This window comes from Ruegeria sp. CDSA079 (genome assembly GCF_059612245.1).
In genome coordinates this window covers 66,249-80,661 of sequence record NZ_JBXWQF010000020.1, presented here as the reverse complement: position 1 = coordinate 80,661, position 14,413 = coordinate 66,249, and the positions used below count along the sequence as shown (strand labels likewise).

The window sequence follows — 14,413 nt, the reverse complement described above, 5'->3', positions numbered from 1 at the left end:
GTTTTACCATGGTCAACGTGGCCAATCGTGCCGATGTTGACGTGCGGCTTATTACGCTCAAACTTTTCCTTTGCCATTCCTCAGGCGCCCTTTTGCGATTTGGGGGACCCTTGGTCCCGTGGTTACATCTGCGCGCGCGAGATATTTGGTTCAAAGGGGAAAATCAAGCACATCCTGCCTGAAAAGCGAGCTAAGACGCCGGATTTTGAGTGAGTTCGACAGATTCCAGCGGCTGGATCAGGTCAGGCCGTCGGTCGAACCAGCCGTTTTCCTTGTGTTCTTCGGCCAGCCATTCTTCGACTCGGTCGGCAACTTTCAGTGCAAGACCGTCCATTTGCTCTTCTCTCGTGCGGGTGTGACCCGAGCCGGCCAAAGCACTTTCACCGGTTGTGTCTTCAAGAACCTGAAACTGTTTGCCCTTGGCCAGGAACTCTTTCTTGCGGACGTCGTAGACGTTCACCAGAACAATTGCCGTGCTTTTTGGATTATAGATCACGGGCACGCCGGGAGGGGCCAGCATATAGCCTTCAAGACTGATACCGATGTCATATTCCTGTGCGCCCACGTAGCGACCCAGACGAATGTCCACCGCGTTTTGAATGGCATCCTCCCACTCCTTTGGAGTGGCGTCCCGCGACACCGGTCCTTTTTTTGCTTTTTCAGCAAAAGCGTAATTCACGCGCAGTTTGAATTCCCCAAGGCTCTCGGGTTCTTCGTACACCTGCGTCTGCGTACACGCGCCCATCAGGGCCAATCCGGTAATCAGGGTCAGAATTCGCAACATGTGTCTCTTCTCGATAGGCCTGTTTTACGGGATGTAGCGCACCGACACGGCCTGTGCAAAGTCGTATCGGCAGAAATTGACTGTTGTGGCCGCCAGATCACGAAAATTTATAGTCCCGTGGGAAGCCATAGGGCGGCTTTTTCCCGACGCTCGCGCGCTTGGCCAGCCACTGGGTCATATCCGCCTCGTGTCTAGTCTTGTCACCACCCATTGACCATTTCAGGCCCTCTTCCCAATTGAAGGTCGTAATATCCGACAACCCGCCATCCAGTTCCAGCGTGCCCTGTCGCCCCCGCGCCATGTTGTATTTCTGCAGTCGTACGCCCTTGCCACGAGTCATCTCGGGCAGCTCTTCTGCCGGGAACACAAGGAACTTGCCGTTCTGAGACACCACGGCCACATGGTTCCCTGCAACCGGTTTGCAGATCATAGCCGTTTCGCCACTTTTGACGTTCAGCACCTGTTTACCGTTGCGGGTCTGGGCCAGTACGTCATCCTCGGGCACCATGAAGCCATTGCCTGCATCTGATGCCACCAGCAGCTTGCGCCCCGGTTTGTGGATCAGGATGTCAATGATCTGCGCTTCGTTCGGCAGATCGACCATCAGGCGCAGCGGCTCTCCCATGCCTCGCCCACCGGGCAGATTCGCGGCGCTGAGCGTGTAGAATCGCCCGTTCGAGGCAAACACCAGCAAGCGGTCGGTGGTTTCCGCATGGAAGATGAAACGCGGGCCGTCGCCATCCTTGAACTTCAACTCGCGCTTCAGGTCGATATGGCCGGTCATGGCGCGAATCCAACCCATCTCAGAGCAGACAACCGTGATCGGTTCCTTGTCGATCATCGCCTCAAGCGGCACTTCCTCGACCTGACCCGCCTCGGCGAATTGAGACCGACGCGCACCGCCTTCGTAGTCTTTGCCAAAGGTCTTCTTGGTCTCTTTCAGCTGCTCTGCAATCTTGGCCCATTGCAGCGCCGGATCAGCAAGCAGGTCTTCGAGATTGGCGCGCTCTTCCATCAGCGCGTCACGTTCGCGAACCAGCTCCATCTCTTCCAGACGGCGCAGGCTACGCAGACGCATGTTAAGGATGGCGTCGACCTGAACCTCGGACAGCTCGCCCTCGCCCGGTTTCGGCGAGACATAGTCGGCCTCGCTGGTCGCGCGGACGTGGTCGATGCCCCAATCCTCGCGCATCAGCGCCGCCTTGGGGTCGTCGTCGTAGCGGATGATGTCGATCACACGGTCGAGGTTCAGGAAGGCAACGATAAAGCCCTCCAACACTTCCAAGCGATGGTCGATCTTGGCCATGCGATGACGCGATCGGCGCAGCAGCACCTCTTGCCGGTGATCAAGGAAGGCACGCAGAACTTCCTTCATCGAGCAGACCTTGGGCGTCACACCGTCGATCAGCACGTTCATGTTCAGGCTGAACCGCACCTCAAGGTCCGAGTTGCGATAGAGCATTCCCATCAGCACCTCGGGGTCCACGTTCTTGGAACGCGGCTCGAGGATCAGGCGGATGTCATCAGCAGATTCGTCACGGACATCGGCGAGGATCGGGATTTTTTTGGTCTGGATCAGTTCCGCGATCTTTTCGATCAGCTTGGATTTCTGAACCTGATAGGGGATCTCGGTGACCACGATCTGCCACTGACCACGGCCCAGATCCTCGACCTCGAACTTACAGCGCAGGCGGAACGACCCGCGCCCGGTGCGATAGGCCTGCGCGATATTCTCGGACGGTTCGACAATGACACCGCCGGTGGGGAAATCCGGACCGGGGACGTAGTTCAACAGCGTATCGTCGCGCGCATCCGGCGTCTTGATCAGATGCAGACAGGCGTCGCAGAGTTCCGTGATATTGTGCGGCGGAATATTTGTCGCCATCCCGACCGCGATGCCGCTGGACCCATTGGCCAGCAGGTTCGGAAACTGCGCTGGCAGCACGACCGGTTCGGTCAGTGTGCCGTCATAGTTGTCGCGGAAGTCGACGGCGTCTTCGTTCAGACCCTCAAGCAGCGCTTCGGCCACGATGGTCATCCGCGCCTCGGTGTAACGTGAGGCCGCCGGGTTGTCGCCGTCGATATTGCCAAAGTTCCCCTGCCCGTCGACCAGCGGGTAACGGACGTTGAAATCCTGCGCCAGGCGCGCCATCGCGTCATAGATCGCAGCATCGCCGTGCGGGTGATAGTTACCCATCACGTCGCCCGAAATCTTGGCCGACTTACGGAATCCTCCGGTTGCGCTTAGTCGCAGCTCTCTCATCGCATAGAGGATTCGCCGGTGAACCGGCTTCAAACCGTCACGCGCGTCGGGCAAGGCCCGGTGCATGATGGTGGACAGAGCATAGGTCAGATAGCGTTCGCCAATCGCGCGGCGGAGCGGTTCGGCTATCTCGCCCCCATTCTCAGGGGTCTCCATGTTGGGGTCGTCGATGGTATCGTTCATATATGATGTGATACGACGCAAGCGCGTCTTGGTAAAGCAAGCAGCAGGTATTTAGCTGGGGACAAGTCGCGCTTTTTGCAACAGGGGGAGACAGGTGGTTGTTTTCCCCCGTTTTTCGACTCATCGCTGAAAATATGGTAAGCTTTCATCAATTGAACTGCTGCCTTTTTATTGATGTTACGATTACCATTGGGGGATGGCCACAATGCGCCTGTTGCTAGTTACCTTTGCCGCTCTTGGCTGGACCTTTTACGTGATGAGTGGAGGTCCCGACTTCGAACCGCGCGGCATACGCGAAGCCGAACCGGAACGTGTTGCTGTTGCGCCGAAACCAGTCCGCCCTGTTATCGAAACCGCACCAGCGACGAGTCTGGTAAAAAAAACATCCATCCAGCCCGAACATGTACCCTTACCTACATCCGAACCCACTGTGGAGCCGGATGAAGCCACGGCCCAACTTGGTGAGGAGGAAACCAAAGCACTGCTGTCGCAGGTCGCAGCAGGGCTGAGGGCGAATCCTTCGCTTTTTAGCGATGAAAACGTGACCCTGACCTTGGCTTCTCTGGAAGAAGGCGTGTCTTCGCTTGAACAGGTTGCGACCGATGCTGAGTTGCCAACCGTTGACCTGCCCGCGCCCCTTGAAGCCCCAAAAGACATTCGCGAGATTTCGGGCACCCGCGTAAATTTGCGCGACGGCCCTGGGACCATCTACCCAATCATCGGCAAGGCTCGCATTGGCCAGCAGGTCGAAGTCTTGAGCGAATCGGGCACAGGGTGGTTACGCCTACGCGTGTTGCCCGAGCAACAAGTTGGATGGATTTCGGCATCACTTGTCCGGAAAACAACAAACTGACGTCCGAGCATCATTGCCCTGCCACAAACCCCGCCATAGCTATGGGTGGGGTTCAGGTTCGGAAGGCTCATGCAGAAATCGATACTCATTACAGGATGCTCTTCTGGAATAGGCCTGGATGCAGCACACGGAATGCGTGCACGCGGCTGGCGTGTCTTTGCGTCCTGCCGTCAACAACGCGATTGCGATCGTTTGCGTGCGCAAGGCTTTGAAAGCCCCAGAATCGACTATACCGACACCGAAAGCATCACGTCAGGATTATCATCTGTGCTTGAGGCCACGGGCGGTACTCTGGATGCCCTGTTCAACAACGGCGCCCATGGTCTGCCAGGGGCGGTCGAAGACGTTCCAACCGACGGATTGCGCCATATCTTTGAAACCAATGTCTTCGGATGGCATGAGCTGACACGCCAAGTGATTCCCGTCATGCGGGAACAGGGCCATGGCCGAATTGTTCAGTGTTCTTCGGTTCTGGGCCTTGTCGCCTTTCCCTGGCGCGGAGCCTATGTCGCCACCAAATACGCCATCGAGGGCTTGACCGATACGATGCGGTTGGAGTTGCGCGATACCGGGATTCACGTCGTCCTGATCGAACCTGGACCAATCACCTCGAAACTCAGGGAAAAAGCAATCCCGATGTTCGAAAGATTCATTGATTGGGAAAACTCGGCCCTACGTGCAAAATACGAAGCCTCGCTGTTGAAACGGCTCTATGAAAGCAACGGCCCAGATCGATTCGAGCTGCCCGCCTCAGCCGTGACTGACAAACTGGCTTACGCGGTAGAAGCCCGGCGCCCGAAGCCGCGCTATTACGTGACGACGCCGACCTACATCGCCGGCGTTCTGCGCCGAGTTTTGCCCACTAAGGCCACCGACCGCATACTGTCAGACATCTGAGACGAAATTTCCCGTTCGCTTTTTGACGCCCTGACGCTAGATGGGGCATAATCGAAAAAACCGGACGGTGACTTGTAATGGACCTTTTGATGGTCGTTCTGCTTTTAGCCATGGCGGCGGTTGTCGTTGTGTTGGCCTTAGGCATCGCGAATTTCGGCAAAGGCGGCATGGAAGCTGCAAAGAAAAGCAACAAGATGATGCGGCTGCGCATCCTCTTTCAGTTCATTGCCGTGGTGCTGATCGTGCTTTTCGTCTATCTGCGCGGACAAGGGGTGCAATAAATGGTCGTTCTCAACAAGATTTATACGCGCACAGGCGACGACGGCAAAACGGCCCTGGGCAATGGTGAACGTGTGGCCAAATACGCAGGCCGCGTTGCCGCCTATGGCACGGTGGATGAATTGAACGCCTTTGTGGGCGTGGCCCGGTCCGAAGCCGAAGGTGAAGTCGACGCAGCATTGTCTCGCATTCAGAATGACCTGTTCGATTTGGGCGCGGATTTCTGCCGTCCCGATATGGATAAGGATGCCGAGGCCGACTATCCGCCCCTGCGCGTCGTACTTTCTCAGATCGACCGGCTCGAGGCCGAGATTGATGCAATGAACGAAGCGCTGGAACCGCTGCGCAGCTTCATCCTGCCCGGTGGCTCGCGTCTGGCCGCGCAACTGCACGTGTGCCGCACCGTATCGCGCCGGGCAGAACGTCTGGCCGTCGAACTGACGAATATAGAGCCCGTCAACGCCGTAGCTGTCAAATATCTCAACCGGCTGAGCGACTGGTTCTTTGTGGCCGCCCGTTGCGCAAACACCGACGGGAAAGACGACGTCTTGTGGGTTCCGGGCGCGAACCGCTGATGGCGGCGCGGTGGCCAGTGGACACCATAGCGACCGGAAAGGCGAAGCCCCAGCCAGAAGGCTGGGCGTGAACTGCTGACCACGAAATACCAATTCTGTGGGTAACAATCTTTCGCCTCAAAGCAAAAAAAATTGCGAAACGCGACGTCCCGGCGGCATGACGTGACGATTTTGCTCTGTTGCGCCACTGCGGCAGGCGCTATCTAGTCCCTCGAGAGCATTGGTGGAGTCGCCTTCGCGGCTTACCGTTTTTTTGAGGAGAAAGCGCTACAATGAAGGTACTGGTGCCTGTCAAGCGCGTGATTGACTACAATGTGAAGGTCCGCGTGAAAGCGGACGGTAGCGGTGTTGATCTCGCCAATGTCAAAATGTCGATGAACCCGTTCGACGAGATTGCTGTTGAAGAGGCGATTCGCCTGAAAGAAGCAGGCAAGGCTGACGAAGTCGTTGCCGTTTCGATTGGTGTGAAGCAGGCGCAGGAAACCCTGCGCACCGCGCTGGCCATGGGTGCAGACCGCGCCATCCTGGTTGTAGCGGCTGACGACGTACACACTGATATCGAGCCTCTGGCCGTGGCCAAAATCCTGGCCAAAGTGGTTGAGGAAGAGCAGCCGGGCATCGTCCTGGCGGGCAAGCAGGCGATCGACAACGACATGAACGCCACGGGCCAGATGCTGTCGGCCCTGCTGGGTTGGTCGCAAGGCACCTTCGCGTCCGAGCTGGACATCGAAGGCGACGCTGCCCGGATCACCCGCGAGGTGGATGGCGGCCTGCAGACCATCAGCGTCAAGATGCCGACCATCGTGACCGTCGATCTGCGCCTGAACGAGCCGCGCTATGCGTCGCTGCCCAACATCATGAAGGCGAAGAAAAAGCCGCTGGACGAGAAAACCGCCGCCGATTACGGCGTCGACGTCACGCCGCGTCTGGAGATTGTCAAAACCGACGAACCCCCGGCGCGCGCTGCTGGTATCGTTGTGGGCTCGGTCGACGAGCTGGTCGAGAAACTCAAAGAAGCGGGGGCTGTGTAATGGCTGTACTTCTGCTTGCCGAAGTCAACAACGGTGAACTGGCGCTGGATGCGACCGCAAAGGCCGTGACCGCTGCGAAAACACTGGGTGACATCACCATTCTGGCAGCCGGTGGCTCTGCCGCCGCTGCTGGGGAAGCCGCCGCCAAGATCGATGGCGTGTCCAAGGTTCTGGTGGCCGAAGATGCCTCGCTGGGTCATCGCCTGGCGGAATCAACCGCAGCCCTGATCGTGGGTCTGGCTGATGGGTACGAGCATATCGTTGCCCCTGCCACCACCGACGCCAAGAACGTGATGCCGCGCGTGGCCGCGCTGCTGGATGTCATGGTAATCTCGGATGCGTCCGGCGTGGTCGATGGTTCGACCTTCGAGCGCCCGATCTACGCGGGCAACGCGGTTCAGACGGTGAAATCGAACGACGCCAAAAAGGTTGTCACCCTGCGTACCGCCAGCTTTGACGCAGCGGGTGAAGGTGGCTCGGCGGCGGTTGAAACCATCTCGGTCGGCGACAACCCGGGTCTGTCGTCCTGGGTCGAGGACAAGGTCGCCGAAAGCGACCGTCCGGAACTGACCTCGGCCGGTGTTGTTGTCTCGGGCGGCCGTGGTGTCGGTTCGGAAGAGGACTTCAAACTGATCGAGGGTCTGGCCGACAAGCTGGGCGCTGCTGTAGGCGCATCACGCGCCGCTGTTGACTCGGGCTATGCTCCGAACGACTGGCAGGTAGGTCAGACCGGTAAGGTTGTTGCACCGGACCTGTATGTCGCTGTTGGCATCTCGGGCGCGATCCAGCACCTGGCTGGCATGAAGGACTCAAAGGTCATCGTGGCGATCAACAAAGACGAAGAAGCGCCGATCTTCCAGGTCGCCGACTTCGGACTGGTTGCAGACCTGTTCCAGGCCGTGCCGGAACTCACCGAAAAACTCGGCTAAACCCAAGATTTTGACAACACGTCTTCAAAGGCCCGCCAAAAGGCGGGCCTTTTCAGTTCAGGTCGCGCAAAACAGGTAACAGTTTCCCGGCAATCTCTCTGTGCGCAGACGGGCCGATCACATGCTCAGCCATCGGCTGTTGCAACGTCCCAAACAACACGTCCTCCAACGCATCTGACTCCGCCGCCACGCGAACCGAGCATTCAACAACGCTGGTACAGAGGGGCCGAAGCTGTTCGATCATCGCGGCATCCGGTAAGACAGGATCGCTATGCATACCCGTCTGCCTCTGCACATGCAGCCAAAGCAGAATGACCGGCGGCTTTATGCGGCGTATCAATTCTGAACAAGCGCGCAACCAAGCGTCTCGCAGCTCTTGCGCGACAATTTCGAAACGGGCGTCTTGGTTAGTGCGCAGCCGATCCAACAGATGCCGCACGAAATGGACTTCCGTGAAATCGACCTCCGGATATAGTTGTACCAGATCGTGCGAGGGCTCCAAGAAACGATCATTGCGGCGCGGATGCACCCGGTAGAACCGGTTCGACTGGCACGGCAGATCGGGTGCCTGCAATACGCAAATCTCTGACGCTTTTACCAGCTTCAATAGTGCGGGATCCCCCAGCATGGCCTCAACACCACAAAAAAGGCTGCCGAAATTGATGCAGGGCAGCTTCAACCGTTTCCCAAGCTCGGCTGGAAACGGATGCTCCACAAACCGGCCAAAGGTTTCCTCTCCCCCCAGGCAGGCCACATATGGCTTGCCCAATTCACCCGGTGGCCCCCTAAACCACAACTTGGATCCCTTGTATTGACAGGCGGCCTCTCCTCCGCCGCCAGATTGATGAAAGCTCATATCAAGCCCCCCATTTTCTCACCCAGTTGCCATCTTGCGGCCTCAGGTGTTGAGAAAACCCTAATGCGCGCATTTAAAGCGAAATTGACAGGTTCGATCCCCTTGCCGCCTGCCCCGCTCTGCCGATACTGTCGCGATAACCTTCAGGGCAGAGGCAGCTGGTCATGGAAATACAATCGGTCGGAGTAATTGGCGCGGGTCAGATGGGCAATGGGATTGCCCACGTTCTGGCATTGGCGGGATACGAGGTCTTGCTGAACGATGTCAGCCAGGACGCGTTGAATAACGCCGTGACTATTATCGAAGGCAACATGGCGCGCCAAGCCTCTCGCGGCAAGATCAGCGACGACGACATGCAGGCCGCCTTAGAACGGATCGCGACTACGTTGGAACTGCCCCGTATTGGTCAGACCGATCTGGTCATCGAGGCCGCGACAGAGCGGGAGACAATCAAACAGGCAATCTTCGAAGACCTGCAACCACATCTGCTGCCACATACGATTTTGACGTCGAACACATCGTCCATTTCAATCACACGCCTGGCCAGCCGCACCGACCGGCCAGAGCGGTTCATGGGCTTTCACTTCATGAACCCGGTGCCTGTCATGCAACTGGTGGAACTGATCCGCGGCATTGCCACCGACGAAGAAACCTTCAGCGCCTGTAAGGTCGTGGTCGATCGCCTTGGTAAAACGGCCGCCAGCGCCGAAGATTTCCCGGCCTTCATCGTCAACCGGATCCTGATGCCGATGATCAATGAGGCCGTTTATACGCTGTATGAAGGGGTCGGAAGCGTACAGTCCATCGACCAATCGATGAAGCTGGGCGCGAATCATCCCATGGGGCCGCTGGAACTGGCGGATTTCATCGGACTGGACACCTGCCTGGCAATCATGAACGTCTTGCATGATGGGCTGGCCGATACTAAGTACCGCCCCTGTCCGCTGCTGACGAAATATGTCGAGGCTGGCTGGTTGGGCCGCAAGACCGAACGTGGATTCTATGACTATCGCGGTGAGATTCCGGTTCCGACCCGGTAGTGCGGGGGCCAGCCCCCCAACCCGGGATAATTAGCCCGAAAGAGCGCTGATCAGGTTTTGCTTGATTTCACCAGAGCCATGGTGTGGTTTCTGAGCCAGGTCATGAAACCACGCGGGTCGCGCTCTAGCAGTTCCATGTCCTGATCTGAGATCGGATCGCCGATGACTGGCGACTGCGGTTTATTGCAGGACCGGACGATCTCATGCAGCAGCAGTCCCTGTCGCAGGATCGGCGACAATTTGTTGGCGATCTGGTACGAGCGCGAGTTTCTGCCCGGGAAGAAAATCGGCACCACCTGCGCGCCCGAGCGGCGGATCATCTTGGCCGTGAACACGTTCCATTCTCGCTCGATAGCAGGGCCAAACCAGCTGTCCGAAGACATCACCACACCCGACGGAAACAGGGCCACTACACCGCCGTTCTTCAGGTGTTCCATGGCCTTACCACGCATCTCCAGCATTTTGGCCTGTGCCTCGGGGTCGTGCGGGAAAGGAACCGGGATCATGAAAGATGTCGCGGCCTCATCAAGACCGGTCAGGACCGAGCGGGTCAGAATACGATAATCGCTGCGTACCTGTCCGATCAGCTCAGCCAGGATCATACCGTCGACCATACCGTGCGGATGGTTGGCAACAACCACGACAGGGCCGGTTTTGGGAATGCGGGCAATCTGTTCTTGCGGTGTGGTCAGGTCGATTCCCATAGTCTTGAGGGCACCACCCCAAAACCGCTGGCCGCGATAGTATTCGTTCTTTCTTTCGAACTTGTTGACCATACGCAGAATGGTCAGCTTACCAGTGCACCATTCGATGGCCCGAATGGCGGTCGAAGTCCAGGCATCGTCAAACGAGTTCGCATAGGTCAGAGTTCTACGGTCGTAGATCTCGCCCTGATCCGCGGTCCCATCCACCACCGGGCTTGTCTTGGTCTCGTGCGTCGTTTCCGCCAATTCCTGGTCTTCCCGTTCTTCCTGTCCCGGCGGGGTGGCTTTAGAACCCCTCTCCGAACTTGTCGTTCACAAGCGTTTCCAGAGCTTCTGCCAATGCCTCAGCATCCGGCCCGGACGTCTCGACGTCAATAGTTGTTCCGCGCGATGCTGCCAACATCAAAAGACCCATGATACTGTCGCCTGAGGCAGAAAGTCCGTCTTTTGACACCTCGGCATGGGCATCAAACCCTTCCACGACTTCGACCAGCTTAGCCGAGGCGCGGGCGTGCAGGCCCTTTTCATTGATAATTTTAAAGCTTCGGTTGGTCATAGTCGTCAATCCGGTTTCATTCCAATGTCACATTTTGTGCATTTATGTATTTCCGTCCAGCCTCCATGGCCTGACGCACGGCATCGCCGATGGGCAGGTGGCGGCTTTTGGCCAATTTGATCAGCATAGGCAGGTTCGCACCATAAAGAATCCGCCGATCCTGAGGGGTGCAGGCCCTTAGGCTGAGATTCGACGGGCTTCCTCCAAACAGATCTGTGACGACAACAACCCCATCGCCCATGTCCACGCTGTCGGCGGCTTGGCAGATCTCGGCCTGTTTTTCATCGCGGTCGTGCTCGGCTTCGATGGCGATAGCCATCAGACCGGGTTGCTGCCCGACCACATGCTGAGTAGCGGCCAGGTATTCCCGGGCCAATCCCCCATGCGCAACGATCACGATTCCGATCAATCCGACCTCACATTCAACGTCCGGCGTTCCATCTCGCGATGTCTAATTGCCACTTGCTGACCGCCCTCTGCAAGGGCATTTGCGACTGCTTCTGCCATTGCAACAGATCTGTGTTGCCCTCCGGTACACCCAAAGGCCACAGACAAATGCGCTTTGCCTTCGGCCCGAAATGCGGGCATCAACAAGGTCAGCAAATCCATCACGCGGTCAAAAAACGGCAAATAGGTTGTGTCCGATTGCACATAGTGCGCGACGTACGGGTGTCGACCATCCGCCGCACGCAGTTCTGGGCGCCAATAGGGATTGGCAAGGAACCGGCAATCGAACACCATATCCAGCCCGCGCGGCAGCCCGCGCTTATACGAGAAGGATTCGATCGAGACCGCAAGGTGCCGCCCGCCTTTGGGGGCAAACCAGGTCTCGACCTCTTCGCGCAAATGATGGACGTTCAGAAGACTGGTATCGATCAGCGTATCCGCAATCTCGCGGATCGGGGTCAACAGTTCTTTTTCGCGCTGGATGCCGGTTTCGGGGCCGGCATTTCTTGCGACCGGGTGACGGCGGCGGGTTTCCGAAAACCGACGCAGCAGGACGTCATCGCTGCAATCCAGATACAAAACGGTCAGATCCACGTGCGCCATCCGGCCCAGCTTTTCGGCAAGCTCAATAAATCCGATTGTCGAGAAGTCCCGATTGCGGGCATCAACGCCCAGCGCCATCGGACGGTCGCTGTCTGCACTATCGAGCAGACGCAGTAGCAGCCCCATCGGCAGGTTATCAATGGCCTCAAAACCAAGATCTTCCAGCACATGGATAGCGGTGGACCGGCCTGCCCCGGAAGGGCCAGTGACCAATACGATCCTCCGTTGTGAAGTCATGTTGTCGGCCATTCCGGATTTACACGCCCATCTCTTAGCAACTGCATCAACGCTGCAGCCAAATTGGGGACACCCGCACCTCGAAGCAAGGGAACAGTTTGCCTCAGGACCTGAACGGTGACCTGTTCGGGCAAGCGCTTGGGTTCGCTTTGATCCAGATCCACCACATAATCCAATGGTACCGCCCCGGTCGTCCGGGCCATGAGCAGGCCGATATGGCGCGCCTCGATCAAGCCGCGGATTTGCGGGACAGCGGATGCGAAGACCTGATCGCCGCGCATTTCAAGGGTCACGCGGTCATCTGCAACAAGCTCTGCGCCATAGGCCATCATCTGCAACATCAGCCCGGATTTCCCCGTGCCTGAAGCTCCGATAGCCAACATCCCTCGTCCGGCAACAGACACGCAGGAGGCGTGAATACACGCCTTGTCCCGGTCTTTGGCGTTTGACAGCAAAGCGGCTTGCATCGGTTAAACGGGCAACCCCACCACAAAGCGCGCACCCAGCGGATCCGAAGTGATATCGGCCTCGGTCGGGCGGATGTTCTCGGCCCAGATCACACCGCCATGTGCCTCGACGATCTGCTTCGAGATCGCAAGCCCAAGGCCCGAGTTGTTACCGAAATGCTCTGCCGGACGTTGCGAGTAGAAGCGCTTGAACACTTTGGTCAGTGCCTGCTCGGGGATGCCCGGCCCGGTGTCTTCGACCACGACAAGCACGCGGTTGTCGCGCTGACGAACCCAGACGCGAATGGCGTCGTTTTCCTCGCAAAAGGATATGGCGTTGGTAATGAGGTTCACGAAAACCTGCGCCAGCCGGGCTTCGAGTCCGTCAATGATGATCGGTTCTGGCGGCAGGTCGGTGATGTAATCGATGCCTTTGGATCGGGCATCTTCACCCAAGTACTGACCCAGATTGCCCAGCAATTTAAGCAGATCAAAGGGCTGCTCTTCTTCCTTGACCAATTCCGCATCCAGACGCGACGCGTTCGAAATATCGCTGACCAGACGGTCAAGACGCCGGACATCATGTTCAATCACGTCCAGCAACTTGTCTTTTTGGTCCTCACGCTTGACCATGCGCAGCGTGCCAACTGCAGATTGCAGGCTGGCCAGCGGATTTTTGATTTCATGCGCCACGTCAGCGGCAAACTGTTCGTTTGCGTCTATCCGATTATAGAGCGCAGTCACCATACCGCGCAGGGCGCGGCTGAGCCGTCCAATCTCGTCCGGGCGCGCACTGAGGTCCGGAATGCGGATGCGACCGGGATTGACCCCTGTGCCCCGGTCCTTGCCCATTTCAGCCGCCGCCGCTAGATCCGCCAACGGGTTGGCGATGGTCGAGGCGAGCACAAGGCTCAGGCCCACAGAAACCAGCAGGGCCACCACGAACATCTGAAGGATACGTTCCTGTTCGCGGCGGGCAAGTGCGTCGATCTCACCTGCCGGGCCTGTGATTGCAACGGCTCCGGCAAAGCTATTTTCGGATAGGATTGGGGCAGCGGCAACGATCACCGTTTCACCAGCCTCGTCCGAAACCGCCTGAACCTGCGCTTGTCCCGCAAGCGCCTGCGGAATGATTGCCTGCACGCGCTGCGCCAATGTCGGGAATTCTGCTTCGGTCGACCAATTGAACAGTTTGGACAAACCGATCCAAACCGCGTTCAACGTGTCGCTGATTACAGTACTGCCGGTCTGCAAGTCAGAATCAGAGCGTAGTAGAACCGGCATTTCGGATGCCTGCGGCGCTCCACGTGTCCAACCGATCAATGTACCACTTGCGTCGTATACAAAAACTTCACCGCCTTCGGGCAACGTCAGCCCTGAAAGCGTATCTTTGACGTCCAAGCTTCCAGCATTTTGGGGCGTGCTTTGAGCACCTTGGCGCAGCTGGGTTTCAAAGACGTTGCTGACCAGCTGCGCATCGCCCAGCAGATTGCGTGCGGTCTGCTGCACCTTCTCTTTCCGCGAATCGTCCAGATAGAGCAGCCCAGTGACCAGAATGACCAGGGCGATCAGGTTGAAGGTGATGATCTTGCGCGCCAAGGGTGAGCCGCGCAGAGAATACAGGCTTCTCCGGGACCTCTTCTCCCTAAGCTCGGCGGACTCGGAATCTTGGGGGATGACCCAATCATCCCCGAGAACGACATCGCCGTCGCGCATTTCTGTGGCTTCTT

Annotated in this window: 17 protein-coding genes; 8 read left to right on the top strand and 9 right to left on the bottom strand. The window is 57.7% G+C overall.

Features of this window, described 5'->3' with window-relative positions:
* On the top strand, positions 1–182 hold a 182-nt coding region (locus AC2FJZ_RS18125), incomplete at its 5' end, for a hypothetical protein (RefSeq protein WP_496671158.1).
* A gap of 8 nt (positions 183–190) precedes the next feature.
* Here the strand turns inward: AC2FJZ_RS18125 and AC2FJZ_RS18120 are convergent.
* Together AC2FJZ_RS18120 and AC2FJZ_RS18115 are read right to left on the bottom strand one after the other, a co-directional pair.
* On the bottom strand, positions 191–784 hold the full coding sequence (locus AC2FJZ_RS18120) for a hypothetical protein (RefSeq protein WP_050605193.1): 594 nt from the start codon (positions 782–784) through the stop codon (positions 191–193).
* Positions 785–881: 97 nt separating this feature from the next.
* The gene (locus AC2FJZ_RS18115; protein WP_496779381.1) at positions 882–3,230 is read right to left on the bottom strand and encodes a DNA topoisomerase IV subunit A; all 2,349 of its coding nucleotides are present in this window, start codon (positions 3,228–3,230) and stop codon (positions 882–884) included.
* A 205-nt stretch (positions 3,231–3,435) separates the two neighbouring features.
* Between AC2FJZ_RS18115 and AC2FJZ_RS18110 the strand changes: the two genes are divergently transcribed.
* The 6 genes from AC2FJZ_RS18110 to AC2FJZ_RS18085 all read left to right on the top strand — a co-directional run bounded on the left by AC2FJZ_RS18110 (position 3,436) and on the right by AC2FJZ_RS18085 (position 7,794).
* Positions 3,436–4,083 carry an SH3 domain-containing protein gene (locus tag AC2FJZ_RS18110; protein ID WP_496779379.1) on the top strand — a complete coding sequence of 216 codons (648 nt, stop codon included), beginning with the start codon at positions 3,436–3,438 and terminating at the stop codon, positions 4,081–4,083.
* Positions 4,084–4,152: 69 nt separating this feature from the next.
* On the top strand, positions 4,153–4,980 hold the full coding sequence (locus AC2FJZ_RS18105) for an SDR family NAD(P)-dependent oxidoreductase (protein ID WP_496779377.1): 828 nt from the start codon (positions 4,153–4,155) through the stop codon (positions 4,978–4,980).
* Between the two features lie 77 nt (positions 4,981–5,057).
* Positions 5,058–5,261: a twin transmembrane helix small protein gene (locus AC2FJZ_RS18100; protein ID WP_050605196.1), complete on the top strand. Its 204-nt coding sequence runs from the start codon at positions 5,058–5,060 to the stop codon at positions 5,259–5,261.
* Positions 5,262–5,834, top strand: a complete 573-nt coding sequence (locus AC2FJZ_RS18095; RefSeq protein WP_496779375.1) for a cob(I)yrinic acid a,c-diamide adenosyltransferase — start codon at positions 5,262–5,264, stop codon at positions 5,832–5,834. It begins immediately after the preceding gene.
* 272 nt (positions 5,835–6,106) lie between these two features.
* A complete protein-coding gene (locus AC2FJZ_RS18090; RefSeq protein ID WP_050605198.1) occupies positions 6,107–6,865 on the top strand; it encodes an electron transfer flavoprotein subunit beta/FixA family protein in 759 nt (252 codons plus the stop codon).
* On the top strand, positions 6,865–7,794 hold the full coding sequence (locus AC2FJZ_RS18085) for an electron transfer flavoprotein subunit alpha/FixB family protein (RefSeq protein ID WP_496779373.1): 930 nt from the start codon (positions 6,865–6,867) through the stop codon (positions 7,792–7,794). Before AC2FJZ_RS18090 ends, AC2FJZ_RS18085 begins: the two co-directional genes overlap by 1 nt.
* 52 nt (positions 7,795–7,846) lie before the next feature.
* Here AC2FJZ_RS18085 and AC2FJZ_RS18080 read toward each other — a convergent pair whose 3' ends face one another.
* Positions 7,847–8,650, bottom strand: a complete 804-nt coding sequence (locus AC2FJZ_RS18080; RefSeq protein WP_496779372.1) for a DUF6473 family protein — start codon at positions 8,648–8,650, stop codon at positions 7,847–7,849.
* Positions 8,651–8,814: 164 nt separating this feature from the next.
* Here AC2FJZ_RS18080 and AC2FJZ_RS18075 point away from each other — a divergent pair, with 164 nt between their 5' ends.
* The gene (locus AC2FJZ_RS18075; protein WP_496671137.1) at positions 8,815–9,690 is read left to right on the top strand and encodes a 3-hydroxybutyryl-CoA dehydrogenase; all 876 of its coding nucleotides are present in this window, start codon (positions 8,815–8,817) and stop codon (positions 9,688–9,690) included.
* Positions 9,691–9,740: 50 nt separating this feature from the next.
* Here the strand turns inward: AC2FJZ_RS18075 and AC2FJZ_RS18070 are convergent, their stop codons facing one another.
* Genes AC2FJZ_RS18070 through AC2FJZ_RS18045 form a run of 6 tightly spaced genes read right to left on the bottom strand, consistent with a single transcriptional unit; the run spans position 9,741 to position 14,399 of the window.
* Positions 9,741–10,640, bottom strand: a complete 900-nt coding sequence (locus AC2FJZ_RS18070; protein ID WP_496671134.1) for a lysophospholipid acyltransferase family protein — start codon at positions 10,638–10,640, stop codon at positions 9,741–9,743.
* A 40-nt stretch (positions 10,641–10,680) separates the two neighbouring features.
* Positions 10,681–10,950 (bottom strand): HPr family phosphocarrier protein, encoded by a 270-nt coding sequence (locus AC2FJZ_RS18065; RefSeq protein WP_050605202.1) that lies wholly within the window; start codon positions 10,948–10,950, stop codon positions 10,681–10,683.
* Positions 10,951–10,966: 16 nt separating this feature from the next.
* The gene (locus AC2FJZ_RS18060) at positions 10,967–11,359 is read right to left on the bottom strand and encodes a PTS sugar transporter subunit IIA (RefSeq protein WP_496671131.1); all 393 of its coding nucleotides are present in this window, start codon (positions 11,357–11,359) and stop codon (positions 10,967–10,969) included.
* Positions 11,356–12,237 (bottom strand): RNase adapter RapZ, encoded by an 882-nt coding sequence (rapZ, locus tag AC2FJZ_RS18055; RefSeq protein WP_496779371.1) that lies wholly within the window; start codon positions 12,235–12,237, stop codon positions 11,356–11,358. The genes AC2FJZ_RS18060 and rapZ overlap by 4 nt, the downstream gene beginning before the upstream one ends.
* A complete protein-coding gene (locus tag AC2FJZ_RS18050; protein ID WP_496671129.1) occupies positions 12,234–12,704 on the bottom strand; it encodes an HPr kinase/phosphorylase in 471 nt (156 codons plus the stop codon). The genes rapZ and AC2FJZ_RS18050 overlap by 4 nt, the downstream gene beginning before the upstream one ends.
* 3 nt (positions 12,705–12,707) lie before the next feature.
* Positions 12,708–14,399: an ATP-binding protein gene (locus tag AC2FJZ_RS18045; protein WP_496779385.1), complete on the bottom strand. Its 1,692-nt coding sequence runs from the start codon at positions 14,397–14,399 to the stop codon at positions 12,708–12,710.
* Between the last annotated feature and the right edge of the window lie 14 nt (positions 14,400–14,413).

Bases quoted from the DNA above. Each gene is read 5' to 3' on its own strand.
- AC2FJZ_RS18120 (WP_050605193.1), bottom strand. From the start codon at position 784: ATGTTGCGAATTCTGACCCTGATTACCGGATTGGCCCTGATGGGCGCG.
- AC2FJZ_RS18085 (WP_496779373.1), top strand. From the start codon at position 6,865: ATGGCTGTACTTCTGCTTGCCGAAGTCAACAACGGTGAACTGGCGCTG.
- AC2FJZ_RS18095 (WP_496779375.1), top strand. From the start codon at position 5,262: ATGGTCGTTCTCAACAAGATTTATACGCGCACAGGCGACGACGGCAAA.
- AC2FJZ_RS18100 (WP_050605196.1), top strand. From the start codon at position 5,058: ATGGACCTTTTGATGGTCGTTCTGCTTTTAGCCATGGCGGCGGTTGTC.
- AC2FJZ_RS18080 (WP_496779372.1), bottom strand. From the start codon at position 8,650: ATGAGCTTTCATCAATCTGGCGGCGGAGGAGAGGCCGCCTGTCAATAC.
- AC2FJZ_RS18115 (WP_496779381.1), bottom strand. From the start codon at position 3,230: ATGAACGATACCATCGACGACCCCAACATGGAGACCCCTGAGAATGGG.
- AC2FJZ_RS18045 (WP_496779385.1), bottom strand. From the start codon at position 14,399: ATGCGCGACGGCGATGTCGTTCTCGGGGATGATTGGGTCATCCCCCAA.
- AC2FJZ_RS18110 (WP_496779379.1), top strand. From the start codon at position 3,436: ATGCGCCTGTTGCTAGTTACCTTTGCCGCTCTTGGCTGGACCTTTTAC.
- AC2FJZ_RS18050 (WP_496671129.1), bottom strand. From the start codon at position 12,704: ATGCAAGCCGCTTTGCTGTCAAACGCCAAAGACCGGGACAAGGCGTGT.
- AC2FJZ_RS18105 (WP_496779377.1), top strand. From the start codon at position 4,153: ATGCAGAAATCGATACTCATTACAGGATGCTCTTCTGGAATAGGCCTG.
- rapZ (WP_496779371.1), bottom strand. From the start codon at position 12,237: ATGACTTCACAACGGAGGATCGTATTGGTCACTGGCCCTTCCGGGGCA.
- AC2FJZ_RS18075 (WP_496671137.1), top strand. From the start codon at position 8,815: ATGGAAATACAATCGGTCGGAGTAATTGGCGCGGGTCAGATGGGCAAT.
- AC2FJZ_RS18090 (WP_050605198.1), top strand. From the start codon at position 6,107: ATGAAGGTACTGGTGCCTGTCAAGCGCGTGATTGACTACAATGTGAAG.
- AC2FJZ_RS18065 (WP_050605202.1), bottom strand. From the start codon at position 10,950: ATGACCAACCGAAGCTTTAAAATTATCAATGAAAAGGGCCTGCACGCC.